Origin of the sequence: Paraliobacillus zengyii, from assembly GCF_003268595.1 — a bacterium.
GTDB classification, from domain to species: Bacteria; Bacillota; Bacilli; order Bacillales; family Amphibacillaceae; genus Paraliobacillus_A; species Paraliobacillus_A zengyii.
In genome coordinates this window covers 1-16,631 of record NZ_CP029797.1, presented here as the reverse complement: position 1 = coordinate 16,631, position 16,631 = coordinate 1, and the positions used below count along the sequence as shown (strand labels likewise).

At 34.7% G+C, this 16,631-nt stretch carries 13 protein-coding genes and 1 other annotated feature (1 of these 14 running past the window's edge); of the genes, 1 reads left to right on the top strand and 12 read right to left on the bottom strand.

The genetic code is table 11. The features are described 5' to 3' along the window. Positions 1-11, bottom strand: a binding site (T-box leader); it reaches 213 nt to the left of the window's first position. A gap of 40 nt (positions 12-51) precedes the next feature. From pdxT to guaB, 4 genes are all read right to left on the bottom strand, one after another. Continuing rightward, positions 52-642: a pyridoxal 5'-phosphate synthase glutaminase subunit PdxT gene (gene pdxT, locus DM447_RS00065; RefSeq protein WP_112182599.1), complete on the bottom strand. Its 591-nt coding sequence runs from the start codon at positions 640-642 to the stop codon at positions 52-54. Positions 643-666: 24 nt separating this feature from the next. Continuing rightward, entirely contained in the window at positions 667-1,551 is an 885-nt protein-coding gene (pdxS, locus tag DM447_RS00060) for a pyridoxal 5'-phosphate synthase lyase subunit PdxS (protein ID WP_112179039.1), read from the bottom strand. Between the two features lie 155 nt (positions 1,552-1,706). Continuing rightward, the gene (locus DM447_RS00055; RefSeq protein WP_112179037.1) at positions 1,707-3,044 is read right to left on the bottom strand and encodes a D-alanyl-D-alanine carboxypeptidase family protein; all 1,338 of its coding nucleotides are present in this window, start codon (positions 3,042-3,044) and stop codon (positions 1,707-1,709) included. 170 nt (positions 3,045-3,214) lie between these two features. Then, complete coding sequence (gene guaB, locus DM447_RS00050) at positions 3,215-4,684, bottom strand: IMP dehydrogenase (RefSeq protein ID WP_112179036.1); 1,470 nt, start codon at positions 4,682-4,684, stop codon at positions 3,215-3,217. Positions 4,685-4,901: 217 nt separating this feature from the next. Here guaB and DM447_RS00045 point away from each other — a divergent pair, with 217 nt between their 5' ends. After that, positions 4,902-5,888 carry a YaaC family protein gene (locus DM447_RS00045; protein WP_157967322.1) on the top strand — a complete coding sequence of 329 codons (987 nt, stop codon included), beginning with the start codon at positions 4,902-4,904 and terminating at the stop codon, positions 5,886-5,888. Positions 5,889-5,949: 61 nt separating this feature from the next. Here DM447_RS00045 and DM447_RS00040 read toward each other — a convergent pair whose 3' ends face one another. The 8 genes from DM447_RS00040 to dnaA form a co-directional block, all read right to left on the bottom strand. Next, complete coding sequence (locus DM447_RS00040; RefSeq protein WP_241964594.1) at positions 5,950-7,044, bottom strand: HD-GYP domain-containing protein; 1,095 nt, start codon at positions 7,042-7,044, stop codon at positions 5,950-5,952. Positions 7,045-7,102: 58 nt separating this feature from the next. Further along, the gene (gene gyrA, locus DM447_RS00035; protein ID WP_112179030.1) at positions 7,103-9,676 is read right to left on the bottom strand and encodes a DNA gyrase subunit A; all 2,574 of its coding nucleotides are present in this window, start codon (positions 9,674-9,676) and stop codon (positions 7,103-7,105) included. Between the two features lie 73 nt (positions 9,677-9,749). Further along, on the bottom strand, positions 9,750-11,669 hold the full coding sequence (gene gyrB, locus DM447_RS00030) for a DNA topoisomerase (ATP-hydrolyzing) subunit B (RefSeq protein ID WP_112179028.1): 1,920 nt from the start codon (positions 11,667-11,669) through the stop codon (positions 9,750-9,752). A gap of 100 nt (positions 11,670-11,769) precedes the next feature. Next, entirely contained in the window at positions 11,770-12,054 is a 285-nt protein-coding gene (remB, locus tag DM447_RS00025) for an extracellular matrix regulator RemB (RefSeq protein WP_112179026.1), read from the bottom strand. Between the two features lie 16 nt (positions 12,055-12,070). Next, positions 12,071-13,183, bottom strand: coding sequence for a DNA replication/repair protein RecF (gene recF, locus DM447_RS00020; protein ID WP_112179025.1), 1,113 nt, complete (start codon positions 13,181-13,183; stop codon positions 12,071-12,073). Positions 13,184-13,219: 36 nt separating this feature from the next. Then, positions 13,220-13,450, bottom strand: a complete 231-nt coding sequence (yaaA, locus tag DM447_RS00015; RefSeq protein WP_112179023.1) for a S4 domain-containing protein YaaA — start codon at positions 13,448-13,450, stop codon at positions 13,220-13,222. A gap of 192 nt (positions 13,451-13,642) precedes the next feature. Further along, on the bottom strand, positions 13,643-14,785 hold the full coding sequence (gene dnaN / locus DM447_RS00010; RefSeq protein ID WP_112179022.1) for a DNA polymerase III subunit beta: 1,143 nt from the start codon (positions 14,783-14,785) through the stop codon (positions 13,643-13,645). Between the two features lie 195 nt (positions 14,786-14,980). Then, positions 14,981-16,333 (bottom strand): chromosomal replication initiator protein DnaA, encoded by a 1,353-nt coding sequence (dnaA, locus tag DM447_RS00005; RefSeq protein ID WP_112179020.1) that lies wholly within the window; start codon positions 16,331-16,333, stop codon positions 14,981-14,983. Between the last annotated feature and the right edge of the window lie 298 nt (positions 16,334-16,631).

Here is a 16,631-nt window from a genome sequence, read left to right as displayed (position 1 = left end):
ATTGTGTTCAGTTATAGTAGTGAATTTATTTTTAGCATAGCGAAAAATAATTTATGATGCAAGGTCTTTTTTAGCTTGTTCAACCATTTTAACAAAGTAATCTGTTAAACGATCATCGTCGGTTAACTCTGGGTGAAAGGCACTACATAAATAATGGCCTTCTCTCGCAGCTACAATTGCATTGTTGTGTGTTGCTAATATTTCAACCTGTTTACCAACTTCTACAATAAATGGCGCTCGAATAAAGACAGCATCAAAATCTGTTGCAACATGATTAATTTCTAATTTTGCCTCAAACGATTCCTTTTGCCTTCCAAATGCATTACGTTCTACTTTCATATCCATCAATTCTAGGTGCCCATTACTTTGCCCAACAATCTCTGTTGCTAACAAAATCAAACCTGCACACGTTCCAAAAATTGGTTTTCCCTGTTTACCAAAATGCTGTAAAGGCTCTAAGAATTCATATTGATCAATTAACCGACGCATTGTCGTACTCTCGCCACCAGGTAAAATCAGACCATCTATTTCTTCTAATTGTTCTTTTTTCTTTACAACAAGAGCTTCAGCACCACTTGATTCTATTGACCGAACGTGTTCTCGAACGGCACCTTGTAAACCCAAAACACCTATTTTAGTCATCATGTGATCTATCTCCTTTAAACCTTACCAGCCACGTTCTTGCATACGTTGTTCTGGTGCAATTGTGCTAATTTCAATACCTTTCATTGCAGTTCCTAAGCCTTGTGAAACTTTTGCAATCAACTTATAATCTTGATAATGTGTTGTAGCTTCAACAATAGCTTTTGCAAATTTTGCAGGATTATCAGATTTAAAAATACCAGAACCTACAAAAACACCATCAGCTCCAAGCTCCATCATTAATGCCGCATCAGCTGGAGTTGCGATACCGCCCGCTGCAAAATTAACTACAGGTAAGCGTCCATTTTCTTTAATACTAATTAATACTTCGTAAGGTGCACCTAATTCTTTAGCAAATGTCATAATCTCATCATATGACATACTGATTAATTTACGAACTTGTCCTTGTACTTCACGCATATGACGAACTGCTTCAACAATATTTCCAGTTCCCGGCTCACCCTTTGTACGTAACATGGATGCACCTTCGCCAATACGACGTGCAGCTTCACCTAAATCACGACAACCACATACAAATGGTACAGTATATTCTTTTTTATTTAAATGATACACTTCATCTGCTGGTGTTAATACTTCACTTTCGTCTAGGTAATCGACACCCATTGATTCTAAAACACGCGCTTCAACAATATGGCCGATACGTGCTTTTGCCATAACTGGAATGGACACAGCGTTCATTACTTCTTCAACTATTGTTAAGTCAGCCATTCTTGCAACGCCACCTGCAGCACGGATATCCGATGGAACACGTTCAAGAGCCATAACCGCAACAGCTCCTGCCTCTTCGGCTATTTTAGCTTGTTCTGCATTGATAACATCCATAATGACGCCACCTTTTTGCATCTCAGCCATTCCTCTTTTAACACGATCTGTTCCTAAATTTGTCATGAAAAATATCCCCCTATTTATCTTAAAAATCAAGTAATTAACAATTTAAACTATTATTCAACATTGTATAACAATACCATAGCCTAGTGCAAGCACCATTAAAATAAAAAACCTCAACATACCTATCGCCATGTTGAGGTTTTTATGATTCTATATTAAGCAAACCATCCTTTTACCGTATCGGCAACTGATGAGAATATTCCACTAAAGAAATCCCCTACAGCACCAAGTGTAAGCATAAACCAATTTGCCTTCTCTACAGCATCCGTGGCTACAAGATCGACAACTTGTACTTGTGCACCACCAAAAATATAGCCGTAATCGGTACCACCATTATAAACAAGTTCCATTTCTCCGACTTTTTCACCTTTTTCAATTGGTGCTACAAGTTCGCCATCTTCATTGAGTTTATTTTCATCCAAATGATATTGGACCATAAAAGATTCTTCTTCACCATTTAATACTGTTGCGATCATGGTTTCACTTGCTTCTATTTCTACTGAATCTTCTTTTCCTTTTGCTACAGGTAAAGTAGATTCATCTTCAATTTGATAACCTGCAGGATAAAGTTCTTGCTTTTCAAACTGGTTATAACCATATTCCATTAATTTTTTCGTTTCTTCAAAACGTGCACCTTTATCATCTGTTTTCATTACAACTGAAATAAGGCGACGACCGTCTACTTCCGCTGTTGCAGTGAAACAGTAACCAGCTTCCGTCGTGTATCCTGTTTTTAAACCGTCAATTCCTTCAAATGCATATTGATCAAAGTTTACATTATCCCAAGGAAGCATCCAGTTTAAATTTTCTAATGGTTGATCATCTAATTCAGACATCAATGTACTAGAAAACTCCAATGCTTCTGGATAATCGTTAACCAAATAATAGGCTAATAATGCTGCAGAACGTGCAGACATTAAATTATCAGCATTTGGATCTGTACCTTCTGGATGGTTATCACCCAAATCAACGTTCGATAAACCTGTTGAATTAACGAATTGATATTCAGGAAGACCCATTTCTTCTGCTTTATCATTCATCATTTGAACAAATTCGCCTTCTGAACCAGCAATTAATTCCGCTAAAGCAATCGTTGTTGCATTATCAGAAATAATTGACATTCCTTCATATAATTGACGTACTGTATAGTCCTGTCCTTGTGTCAAACCAATTCCTGACATAGAACTATCTGCAGAAATACTGTACGGATAATCACTAATTTGTGTGGTTGTATCCCAGCTAATTTCACCATTTCCAATAGCTTCTAACACTAAATACTCTGTCATCATTTTTGTCATGCTTGCTGGTGGCAACTTTAAATCAGCATTTTTGGCATACAATATTTGTCCTGTTTCTGCATCAACTAAAATAGCAGATTCTGCTTCAACCTCTACTTCAGCTGCATGAACAGCAATTGGGTTCATACCAAACGATGTTATAAATATTACAAATGCCAATATAAGATAAACTGATGCTTTTATACTATGTTTCAATCTCTTCTACCTCCACCACTTTTTATATGCATATCCGCTATTTTAGCATACCAAGTCGAAAAGTGGAATATACTTTTATAGGGTATTTTAGTAACGTTTTCTGCTTGTATTGTTTAGCAGTTAAAAACGCTATAAATTAGGATGTAGTATTCCTAATTTATAGCGTTTATTTATAACGAATAGTTTGGTGACTCATTCGTTATTTGCACATCATGTGGATGTGATTCACGTAACCCTGCACCTGTCATGCGAATAAACTGTGCTTCATTACGAAATACTTCTAAATCTTTTGTACCACAGTAACCCATTCCAGAACGCAAACCACCTAGTAATTGATGTATTGTATCTGATAATGGTCCTTTGTATGCTACACGTCCTTCTATGCCTTCTGGTACTAATTTTTTTGCATCTTCTGTGTCTTGGAAATAACGATCTTTAGAGCCCGACTTCATCGCAGCTACTGAACCCATTCCTCTGTATACCTTATATCGTCGACCTTGGAATATTTCAGTTTGTCCTGGACTCTCTGTTACTCCTGCAAAAAGACTACCTAACATAACGGCATGCGCTCCAGCTGCTAATGCTTTAACAATATCTCCAGAATATTTAATACCACCATCTGCAATGATAGGTATGCTATGTTTACGTGCTTCAATTGCACAATCATAAACAGCAGTAATTTGTGGTACACCAACGCCTGCAATTACGCGGGTTGTACAAATAGAACCTGGACCAATACCCACTTTTATTATATTTGCCCCAGCTTCTATTAAAGCACGTGTTGCCTCAGCAGTTGCAACGTTTCCTGCAATAATATCTAAATCTGGATATTTTGATCGTACTTTTTTCACTTGATCTAGAACACCTTGTGAATGTCCGTGCGCAGTATCAATAACGATCAAATCTACTCCAGCATCGACTAGTTTATCAATACGAGTCATCGCATCTCCTGTAACACCAACCGCAGCACCCGCTAATAAACGCCCATTACGGTCCTTTGCTGAGTTTGGAAATTCAATTAACTTTTCGATATCTTTGATGGTAATTAAACCTTTCAATACACCTTCATCATCGATCAATGGTAGTTTTTCAATACGATGTTTTTGTAATATTTTACTTGCTTCTTCCAATGTCGTCCCTACTGGTGCTGTAACAAGATTATCGCTTGTCATTACATCTGAAATTTTAATGGAGTAATCTTCAATAAAGCGTAAATCACGATTTGTTAATATTCCAACCAATACTTGATCTTCTGCATTATTAACAATTGGTACACCTGAAATCCTGAATTTACCCATTAAGTGTTCCGCATCAAATACCTGATTATCTGGTAATAAAGAAAAAGGATTTGTAATGACGCCACTTTCTGAACGTTTAACACGATCAACATGTTCCGCTTGTTCTTCAATTGACATATTTTTATGAATAATACCTATACCACCTTGGCGTGCCATTGATATTGCCATTGCAGCCTCAGTCACGGTATCCATTCCTGCACTAATTAATGGAATGTTGAGTTGAATATTATCTGATAGTTTAGTCTTAATTGAAACATCACGCGGTAATACCTCTGACTTCGCTGGTACTAATAAGACATCATCAAATGTTAATCCTTCTTTTGCAAACTTGTCCTCTCGCATAACTTAACCTCCTCATAAAATAAGTACTAAAAATAAGTGCATAATGAAAACTTCTCTACTGGTTACACTATAAATAGATCTAATAAGCTATATAAATGTAATCAACAATATTCTATTGTTCTTTACATTACGACATACAAGAAGCAATTTCAACCTTTTTACATACCAAATTAATTAAAGTTTCTTGCGATAATTTATCAGAAGGGAACCAAACCAATTGAAAAAAAATAGTGAACTCTTTTTAACCTATATTCAATCAGCTGAAACAGCTCAAAAATACTTATATGCCTGTTATCAAAAAAATTCTATTACTAATGCACAAAAATGGAGTTATGACAATTGCTATCAATTTTTCTATTATATAAAGCATGGATTACTTTATTATCAAACAGGAAAACAATCGCCTATCGTAACGCAACCATTATTCTACTTCTATGGTATGACACATCTTATAAAAGCCTGTTTATTAGCTAAAATACCAGATTATCCAGCTAGTACATCCTTACTTGCACATGGACTTACAACTAGAAAAAGAAAGAAACGTGATTATCAGTTTTTACAAGATGAAGTGAAAATTCAACAAAAAGGATTGTTTCCATATTTTGCTTCTAATCTTTTTCAAGTGCACCATTGGCCAAGCGATAAAGTTCAAATGGATACTATATTAAAAACAATTCCAGAAATGAATGCCATGTTTTTTATGCACACGAAACAAATAAATCTAGTCAAAGTAGCATCAAGACAAGATAATCATTTTACATTTCCCAGCAATCTATTAGATACGTATCATCTTTCACAAGGTCGATTTTTGGCCAAGTTATCCTCCTTTATTGATACAAATACAATCGAAATAACTTCAAGTTCCATTCGCTGTCGCATTAGACAAAACTTTTCTATTTTAGAAAAAGGTCCTTTTACATATCATATGGATGAGGATAGCATTTATTTTCCTTCAACTAGTAGATTGCCTCATTACAGTCATGAAATTATGCACCACTATATTCTTCTTTATAATTTAAGTATGATCGCGCGCTATGAAACAGAGTGGTGGGGAGATGTATTACATGGAAGTTCAACTAAAGATTATCCTTTTATTAAACATTTTTTAGATATAACAAGTGATAAAATCCCCCTTTACATTGGACATTATCTACATACATTACGTGATGAAAATAACAAAGTCAGCTTTAATTTCGAAGATTAAAATGCTTAAATATAAAAAGGGACTAATCAACAAGCAAGCTTGTTGATTAGTCCCTTTAAAATTATATAATAATATCTTCTATATATAATTGCTTGTGTTCTTTTAAAGAAATAATACTTTGCGTATTCTCAATTCGAACCATGGGGCGCGTTGGGTATTCTGATTCGATATATATGATTTCGGCTATCTCTTCATTAGAAAGTTTAACCTTTGTTCCCGAAGAGAAATTGGTCAAACAGACGATAAACGCTTGTAATATTTGATGGTCAAACTTTTGGTATTGGTCCTGTTGCATTTCTTCAATAACGCGAAAAGGAGATTGTTTTGTACGATAAATTCGTTCTGAGGTCATCGCATGATATGTATCACAGATAGCTACTATTTTAGCAAAGCGATGTATCCTATCTTCCTTAACACCTAAGGGATACCCAGTGCCATCCAATCGTTCATGATGCTGTAAAATGGCCAGTTTTACGCCTTTAGTTAAAGAAGTAATTTTTTCCACAAAGCGATAAGAATAAGTTGGGTGTTCCATTATTTCATCAAATTCAGGCTTACTCAATTTTCCTTCTTTATAAAAAAGAGAGCGTTTCAGTTTTGCCATTCCGCAATCTGCTAATAATCCAGCAATACCAATTTGCATCCACTCTTTTTTTAAACCTAACTTTTGTGCTAATACAGCAGAAATTAGGCTTGTTGAAACACTGTGGTGAAAAAAGTAATCATCTTTAGCAGTATTTTTATATAATGTTAGTATATAAAAATCAACTTCTTCCGTGCGCTCTAGTAAAGGAACAATTAACTTCCGAACGGCATGAATTTCAATAGGTGATCCACTTTGCCATGCATTAAACTGGAGCTTATAAGCTTCTACAACTTGATGATAATGCTCCATAAACGATAGGGATTTCTCACTTTGCGTTTCTTTTTTTACATTTACTTCTTGCTTTTGTTGTTTTTTTGGAATAAAGGGTACACCATTTTCTAAATTGGTAGCGACTTCTACTTGGTCAATTAAAAAACGTTGTAATATTTCTATATGTGTTTCGTCTATAACCGTGTCCTTTGTTGCAATTGGACGATTTGTTTTACCTATTACGTCCGTTGTAAGTATGCACTTAGGAATTAATTGTGATGGATGTATCCACAATATCATCGCCACCCCTTATATGCTGATAAAGTGGCTCACCTTTTTCATGGTGAACCACTAATCATTATTCTTCTGTATCCTCTTTTGTATCTGTATCAGTTGTTGAATCTTGATTATTTTCTTCGGTTATAACAGCATCTGGGTCTTGATGTGTTTCTGTCTCTACTGTTTCACTTGAAGATTGCTCTTCTATAGCTTCCTCATCTTCAACATTATCAATGCGTGCGACAGTAGCTACTTTTTCTTCCTCTTGGAGACGAATCAGGCGAACACCTTGTGTATTTCTACCTGTAACAGAGATACCTTCAACCGGCATACGAATAAGTACACCTGATGCAGTAATAATCATAATATCTTCGTCACCTGTTACTGCTTTTACAGCAACTACTTTTCCTGTTTTCTCTGTAATGTTACATGTGAATACACCTTTACCACCACGATTAATGATTCGATAATCCTCAGCAGGTGTTTGTTTTCCATAACCATTCTCAGTTACATTTAATACATATAAACCATTCTCGATAATTTCCATAGAGACGACCTCATCATCTCCTCTAAGAGAAATACCTTTAACTCCAGCAGCTGTTCGTCCCATTGTCCGAATTTGCGTTTCCTCAAAGCGAATCAGTGAACCATTTCTAGTGCCGATCATAATATCTTTTGTACCATCTGTTAATCGAACAGAAATTAATTCATCATCTTCACGTAAATTTAACGCAATTAAGCCACCTTTACGAATGTTGGCAAATTGTGCAAGGGTAGTTCGTTTAGAAATACCGTATTTCGTTGTAAAGAATAAATACCATTCTGCTTCAAACTCATGTACAGTTATTACAGCATTAATCCATTCACCTTTATCAATTTCTAATAAATTGATAATTGGAATTCCTTTTGCTGTCCTACCGTACTCTGGAATTTCATACCCTTTTGCTCGATATACTTTTCCTTTGTTAGAGAAGAATAAAACAGTATCATGTGTTGATGTCGATACTAAGTGTTCAACAAAGTCGTCTTCATTTGTATCCATTCCTTGAACACCACGACCACCTCTACGCTGTGTACGATATGTTGAAGCTGGTAACCGTTTAATATAACCTTTATTTGTTACCGTAATAACAATATTTTCTTCTGGAATTAGATCCTCATCCTCAAAGAAATTAATACCACCAGCTATAATTTCAGTTCGTCGTTTATCGTTAAAACGCTCTTTAATTTCAGTTAGCTCTTCACGAATTATTTCTAATACTTTTGCTTCATCAGCTAAAACTGCTTTTAATTCACTAATTAGTTCTACTAATTGTTTATACTCATCTTCTATCTTTTCACGTTCTAAACCAGTCAAACGTTGTAGACGCATATCTAAAATTGCTTGTGCTTGTTTCTCAGACAACTGATAATTTTCTATTAAACCAGTACGAGCAATATCTGCTGTGTTAGACCCACGAATCAATGCAATAATCTCATCTATATGATCTAAGGCAATTCGCAATCCTTCTAAAATATGAGCACGTGCTTCCGCTTTACGTAGCTCATAAGCTGTTCTACGTTTAATTATTTCTTTTTGATGTTCTAGATAGTGAGATAATGACTGTTTTAAATTAAGCACTTTCGGCTGTCCGTCAACTAATGCCAACATGTTAATACCAAAAGATGTTTGTAAGGAGGTTTGTTTGTATAGGTTATTTAGTAACACATTAGGATTCGCGTCACGACGTAACTCAATTACAATACGCATGCCATTACGGTCTGATTCATCCCTTAAATCAGTAATTCCCTCAATCTTCTTATCACGCGCAAGTTCTGCAATTTTCTCAATTAATCTTGCTTTGTTCACTTGATACGGTAATTCATTGACAATGATTGTTGCTTTACCATTGTCACGCTCTTCAATTAACACTTTAGATCGAATGGTAATAGAACCACGTCCCGTTTCAAACGCTTTTCTAATCCCACTTCTTCCTAGAATCGAACCACCTGTAGGGAAATCAGGCCCATAGATGTATCCTTCCATTAGCTCATCAATAGTAATATCAGGATTTTCACTGATAGCTAGGACAGCATCAATCGTTTCTCCTAATTGATGGGGTGGAATGTTAGTCGCCATTCCAACTGCGATTCCCGATGCTCCGTTAACTAAGAGGTTAGGAAATCTAGCTGGTAATACTTTAGGCTCTCTCTCTGAACCATCATAGTTATCCTGGTAATCTATCGTGTCTTTATTAATATCACGAAGAAGTTCCATTGAAATCTTAGACATTCGTGCTTCTGTATAACGCATCGCAGCTGCAGGATCACCATCGACAGAACCGAAATTACCGTGTCCATCAACTAGCATATTACGATAGCTGAAATCTTGTGCCATTCTTACCATTGCTTCATATACTGATGAATCACCGTGTGGGTGATACTTACCTAATACATCACCGACAATACGGGCAGATTTTTTATATGCTTTATCCGAATGTATTCCTAAGTCATTCATAGCATATAATATTCTCCGATGTACTGGTTTCAAACCATCTCTCACATCTGGAAGCGCACGAGCTACAATAACACTCATGGCATAGTCTAAAAACGATGTGCGCATTTCTGTTCCTATATTTATTTCTTGTACATGTGGACGTTGATTTTCCACCATACGACTGCCTCCTATCCAACTGACGACCTTACTTTATTATCAAACTATAGTTTTATGTGAACTTGACACATACTTATACATCTAGATTTTTAACATAAACAGCATTCTCTTCAATAAAGTTTCTTCGAGGTTCTACTTTATCGCCCATTAGCATATCAAAGATTTGGTCAGCTTCAATCGCATCATCTAAATTCACTTGTAGTAATGTTCGATTTTCTGGATCCATTGTAGTTTCCCAAAGCTGTGTTGCATTCATCTCTCCTAGCCCTTTATAACGTTGCAGACCTGGTTTCGGTTGTTTAGGTAATTCACTAACAATCCGCTCCATCTCTTTATCATTGTACGCATAATAAGCAGCCTTACCTTGCTGTACTTTATATAATGGTGGTTGTGCAATGTAAATATAACCATAATCAATTAACGGTCGCATAAATCGATATAAGAAGGTTAATAATAACGTTCGAATATGTGCACCATCAACGTCCGCATCTGTCATGATTACAACTTTATGGTACCTTGCTTTTGAAATATCAAAATCTTCTGCAATCCCAGTACCTAATGCAGTAATCATCATTCGAATCTCATTGTTCGATAGAATTTTATCTAAGCGTGCCTTCTCTACGTTTAAGATTTTACCTCTTAAAGGTAAGATTGCTTGGAAATGGCGGTCACGGCCTTGTTTTGCTGAACCACCAGCAGAATCACCCTCTACGATATACAATTCACTTTTAGTTGCATCACGTGTTGAACAATCGGCTAGTTTTCCAGGAAGATTGGAAATTTCTAATGCACCTTTTCGACGTGTTAATTCACGTGCCTTTTTGGCTGCCATTCTTGCTCGAGAAGCCATTAAGCCTTTTTCAACAACAATTTTGGCTGTGTCCGGATTCTCAAATAGGAATTTAGAAAATAACTCACTAAATGCAGCATCTGTAATCGCACGCGCTTCACTATTACCAAACTTTGTTTTCGTTTGTCCTTCAAATTGTGGATCTGGATGTTTAATTGAAACAATAGCAGTTAAGCCCTCTCTTACATCATCACCAGTAAGGTTGGGATCACTCTCTTTATATAAACTGTTTTTCCTTGCATAATCATTGATCACACGTGTCAGTCCAGTTTTAAATCCGGATTCATGCGTTCCACCTTCATACGTATGAATGTTATTTGCAAACGAATAAATATTGCTTGCAAACCCATCATTGTACTGTAAGGATACTTCGACGGTAATACCTGCTTCTTCTTTTTCAGCAAAGAATGGTTCATGTAATACTTGTCTTGCACGGTTTAAATGTTCGACATAAGAACGAATTCCGCCTTCATAAAAGAATGTTTCTCGTTTACTTTCTTCGCGTTTGTCCTCAATTGAGATAGTTAATCCTTTATTTAGAAAGGCTAATTCACGTAAACGTTGAGAAAGAATCTCATATTTGAACGTAGTTGTTTCTGTGAAAATTTCATGATCTGGGACAAAGTGAATACGTGTTCCACTTTCCTCTGTTTGACCAATAACTTGTAGTTCATCATCAATGGCACCACGTTTAAAGCTTAAATAATGAATTTCTTTATCACGATGTACGTATACTTTTAAAGACGATGACAACGCGTTAACAACAGAGGCACCAACACCGTGAAGACCACCTGATACTTTATAACCGCCACCACCAAACTTACCACCAGCATGTAAAACAGTCATAATTACTTCTACAGCAGGACGCCCTGTCTTTTTCTGTGTACCAACTGGAATACCACGACCGTTATCCATTACTGTAATACTATTATCTTCTTCAATAAAGACCTGGATATGGTCACAATAGCCTGCTAAAGCCTCATCAATACTGTTATCGACAATTTCCCATACTAAGTGATGTAAACCTCTTTCGTTAGTTGCACCTATATACATACCCGGTCTTTTACGTACTGCTTCCAAACCTTCTAATACTTGAATCTGATTTTCGTCATATACTTGTTCTACTCCCAATTTATCTTCCATTGTCAATTCTTTCACCTACAATTCTATTTTAAGAAAATACTATTTTTTAACTAATTAATTAAAGTATCTTGAAAATATGATATTCATCCCTTTGAAATTGCTATGTTTCATTAGAATTAGTATAGTCTTCTAATTTACTAATAGTAGAAATCATACTTGCACGTTTCTTTAAAGTTAGGACCGAAAGGGGACTATAATATATATAATCTTTTGTTATTACGATCGCTTTTGTTGTTTCTTCTTGAAGATCTAATACATTCTTAGCTTTTCTTTGGTTATCAATCATTTCAGCATTAATTGAAGAAGAAGCAACAAATTGTTGATCAATAATAGCAATAACATCCTCAGAACGGATAACATTATCGCCACCGATATGAATAAACATTTCAAATTCCCCATTTCTATTGCACAATTATACCATTTTCGATATGAAACAATTCCGCTTTACTTATTGTTTCGTGCTGAATATCACTAACACTTGTTGTTGATACGAAGGTTTGAATTTTCCCTTGAATAGTATGTAATAAATGCGATTGACGATAATTATCTAATTCACTTAAAACATCGTCTAACAGAAGAATAGGATATTCGCCCACTTCATTTTTAATTAGTTCAATCTCAGCTAACTTTAATGATAGTGCAGTGGTTCGCTGTTGTCCTTGCGAACCATATGTTTGTACATCTTTTCCATTTACATAAAATAATAAGTCATCTCTATGTGGACCAATCAATGTATTGCCTCTATCAATTTCTTTTTCTATAAGAGCTGAAAATTCTATTTCATATTGTTTTCTTATTTTTTCCTTATCTTCTTGTTCTGATACATTAATTGTGCCTGAATACATAATTTCTAATTCTTCTTTATCCCTACTTATTCCCTTATGGATTGGAGCAGCCCATTCTCTTAACAATTGTAAAAATACAAAACGTTTCTCAACTATAACACTAGCATGTTCAATTAGCTGCTCTGTTAAAACCTCGAGCAATGTTCGATCATTTGATTGTCTACGCTGTAAGTTTTTTAATAGATGATTTCGCTGTTTTAATATTTTTTGATATTGACCTAGATGATAAATATATAAAGGTTTAATCTGACCAATTTCCATATCAATAAACCGTCTTCTGATTTGCGGGCTCCCTTTAACTAAGTTTAGATCTTCTGGTGCAAACATAACGATATTTAGAGCGCCGATATAATCACTAAGACGTCTTTGTTCAATGTGATTTAATTTTGCCTTTTTTCCTTTGGAAGAAAGTTGAATCTCTAAAGGGAAGGTACGATTTCGTTTAAAGATGCTCCCTTCTATTTTAGCATAGTTTTCATTCCATTGAATAAGTTCTTTATCACGAGGGGTTCGATATGATTTTGAAAAAGCTAAAACGTAGATAGCTTCCATAAGATTGGTTTTTCCTTGGGCATTCTCGCCTATAATTACATTGACTTTATCATCAAACTTCACATGTAAGTTTTGATAATTTCGATAGTGCGAAAGTGTTAAGTCCTTAATGTGCATAGTAGTATCCTTCCTAATTGGTTCAAGCTATATTTATTAGGCATTTTCTTCTTTGACAATTTGAAATACGCCAATGTCAGGAATTGAAATTTGATCACCTGGATATAACTTACGACCACGACGTTGATCCTGTTCATCATTAACAAACACATCATAGTCTGCTAAAAATGGCTTCACCATACCTCCAGTATCGATAACACCTGCTAATTTTAAAAATTGACCTAAAGGAATATAGGTTGTGTGAATAGAAATACTTTCTGTTGACATATCGAACCACCATACTTTCTAGATCGGAGATTTTTAATACTGTTACTCTATTTTACTAAATATTTTCATATAAGCAAAGTAATCTATAAAGGATAAGTCATTTCTTTTTAATTTTACTAATTAACCTGTACAAAAATGGAAAAAGGATAGAATAAGGTAACTTAATCTATCCCATTTTATATGATTTGGAAATTAATATGTCCGAACAGGTAAAATTAACTGCAATATAAATTCGTTATCAACAGGTCTCATAATAAATGGACGCATTGCACCTGTAAATTCAATTTTAACACGATCTTCTTCAATTGTTTTTAACGCGTCAATCATATATTTAGCACTAAAAGATATTTTAAGGTCTTCACCCTCAATTGACTCGGTTTTGACATCTTCTGTGACTTGTCCAACTTCTGGTGTATTGCTACTAATTTCAATTTCATTGTTACCTTTTGTTTGAAGTTTAACAACATTATTACGATTTTCCTTTGCTAATAAGGAGGCGCGATCGATTGCTTGCAATAATTCTTTTGTTTTTGCATAAACAATTGTTTTACTTTGTTCTGGAATTAATCTAGCTGTTTCTGGATAATTCCCATCTAATAAACGTGATAAAAAGTATAAATTCTTGGTTTGAAATAATATTTGATTTTCTGTGACGCTTATAGTAATTGTTTCTTCATTGTCATCTAAAATTTTATTTAGCTCTGTTAAACTTTTTCCTGGAATAATAACATTACTAAAGTTTACTTTTTCATTCGCTTGATCTAATGGAATTTTTCTGGAAGCAAGACGATGACTATCTGTCGCAACAAAATCTAAGAAGTGATCTTCTACTTTCATATTGACTCCAGTTAATATCGGTCTAGTTTCAACAGTTGAAACAGCAAATACTGTTTGCTTAATTAGATTTTTTAGTAAGTCATTCTTTAATTCAAAACTATTTTCAGGTTTAAAGATTGGTAACTGAGGATATTCTACAGCGTCTTGTCCATTTAAATGGAATTCTGCTCCTCCTGATTTAATTGTTACCTGAAAATGATCATCAGTAGAAATTTCTACTGTTTTTAAAGGTAACTTTCTAATTATATCAGGAAAGTATTTGGCTTGGACTACAATACTTCCATTTTCACCAATTTCTACGTTCTCTATTCCTTCTTCTTCTTTTGGTATAAATGATTCTATTGATATATCTGAATCACTACCTGTTAATTTAATACCATCAGTTGTCGCTTCAATTTTTATACCAGTTAGAATTGGTATGGTTACTCTTGCTGATATTGCTTTCATTACATGTTGAATACTTTCGATTAGTAAATCACGTTGAATGATAAATTGCATGAAATTAATCCTCCTAAGGGAAGTTATATATATTAATTATTATTAATAAATGTCGTAGTAATAGTAGTAGGGCCTGTGATTATGTGGATAAGTCAAGTTTAGACATAATTTGCAAGCCTGTGTGTATGTGGATAGGATGTTAGTAAGTCTGCAACTGTTATCCACGTTATCCACATGTGCATAGACGACGATATCTTAAAAAATTTTAAGTCGCTCCTTTATTTCTTCAATATCGCGGTGTAATAATTCATCGGTACTTAACAGCTTTGAAATCTTCTCGTGTGCATGAATAACTGTTGTATGATCCCGTCCACCAAATTCTTCACCAATTTTAGGTAAAGAGAAATCTGTTAACTCACGTGATAAATACATCGCAATTTGTCTAGGAAAAGCAACGGATTTTGTTCGCTTTTTAGCAGCAAATTCATCTAATCTAATATTATATCTTTCGCTAATTATCTCTTGTATTGCAGCTATTGTTACAACTTTTGGTCGTGAGCTCGGGATAATATCTTTTAATGCCTCAGCTGCTAAAGACGCATCTACATCTTTATTAACTAAGGAAGAATAAGCAACAACACGTATTAGAGCTCCCTCTAATTCTCGGATGTTTGTATCAATCTGATTTGCAATATAAAGCATAACCTCATTTGGAATATCTAGTCCTTCTGCTTTCGCTTTTTTACGCAAGATAGCAATTCTTGTTTCCAAATCAGGTGGTGTAATGTCTGTAATTAATCCCCATTCAAACCTTGAGCGCAGACGATCTTCTAACGTTGGAATTTCTTTTGGTGGTCGGTCACTAGAAATAATAATTTGTTTGCTTTCTTCATGCAACGTGTTGAATGTATGAAAAAATTCTTCCTGTGTTTGTTCTTTTCCAGCTAGAAACTGAATATCATCAATTAATAAGACATCTACATTGCGATATTTATTGCGAAAATTAACTGCTTTATTATCACGAATGGAATTTATAAATTCGTTTGTGAACTTTTCAGATGATAGATAAACAACTTTTGCAGATGGATTATGATCTAAAACATAATGACCAATTGCATGCATTAGATGTGTTTTACCAAGACCAACCCCACCATAAATAAATAACGGATTATACGCTTTTGCAGGTGCTTCAGCAACAGCTAAGGATGCAGCATGCGCAAAACGATTACCTGTGCCAATTACAAAAGTGTCAAATGTATATTTATCATTTAACATCGTTTTTGGAAATTCATTATTATCTTGCTGATTAACACGTGGCATTTTCCTATTTGTTTGCACTGTATCATCAATAGATCCTTCAGATTCTGGAATAATAAATTTTGTTTTTAATTTTGCACCAGTTACATCAAATAACGCATCTGATATGAGTTCTGTATAGCGGCTTTCAAGCCAATCACGTGCAAATTCATTAGGAGCTGAAACAATTAATGTATCGTCTGTAATACTGTCAGCACTTGTGTTTTTTAGCCAGGTATCATAACTTGGTTTACTTACTTTTTCTTTAATAGATTCAAGTGTACTCAACCATAACTCTTCAATATTTTCCATAATACTATTCACCCCTCTCAATAAAAATAGTAATTAAGAAATAAAAAACCTCTCGCAATGTTTCTGTAAAAGAAAGATCGAAAGGTAATGTATAAACGGTATGCCTGTGGATAGCCTATATGGCTAAGTATATAGTCTATAACAATTTTTAATAGTTTTCCACACCCTTGTGTGTAAGTTCATAAACAGGTGTGTTAATAAATGTCCACACGTTATCCACAACCTGTGGATACATATATTTTCTTAGATTGTTTTTCACATATTAAAACACAAATATAATAACAAATTTATGCTAATG

Excerpts from the sequence above, each read along its gene's own strand:
- pdxT (WP_112182599.1), bottom strand. The coding sequence starts at position 642 with ATGACTAAAATAGGTGTTTTGGGTTTACAAGGTGCCGTTCGAGAACAC.
- pdxS (WP_112179039.1), bottom strand. The coding sequence starts at position 1,551 with ATGACAAATTTAGGAACAGATCGTGTTAAAAGAGGAATGGCTGAGATG.
- guaB (WP_112179036.1), bottom strand. The coding sequence starts at position 4,684 with ATGCGAGAGGACAAGTTTGCAAAAGAAGGATTAACATTTGATGATGTC.
- DM447_RS00040 (WP_241964594.1), bottom strand. The coding sequence starts at position 7,044 with ATGATATTGTGGATACATCCATCACAATTAATTCCTAAGTGCATACTT.
- gyrA (WP_112179030.1), bottom strand. The coding sequence starts at position 9,676 with ATGGTGGAAAATCAACGTCCACATGTACAAGAAATAAATATAGGAACA.
- gyrB (WP_112179028.1), bottom strand. The coding sequence starts at position 11,669 with ATGGAAGATAAATTGGGAGTAGAACAAGTATATGACGAAAATCAGATT.
- remB (WP_112179026.1), bottom strand. The coding sequence starts at position 12,054 with ATGTTTATTCATATCGGTGGCGATAATGTTATCCGTTCTGAGGATGTT.
- recF (WP_112179025.1), bottom strand. The coding sequence starts at position 13,183 with ATGCACATTAAGGACTTAACACTTTCGCACTATCGAAATTATCAAAAC.
- yaaA (WP_112179023.1), bottom strand. The coding sequence starts at position 13,450 with ATGTCAACAGAAAGTATTTCTATTCACACAACCTATATTCCTTTAGGT.
- dnaN (WP_112179022.1), bottom strand. The coding sequence starts at position 14,785 with ATGCAATTTATCATTCAACGTGATTTACTAATCGAAAGTATTCAACAT.
- dnaA (WP_112179020.1), bottom strand. The coding sequence starts at position 16,333 with ATGGAAAATATTGAAGAGTTATGGTTGAGTACACTTGAATCTATTAAA.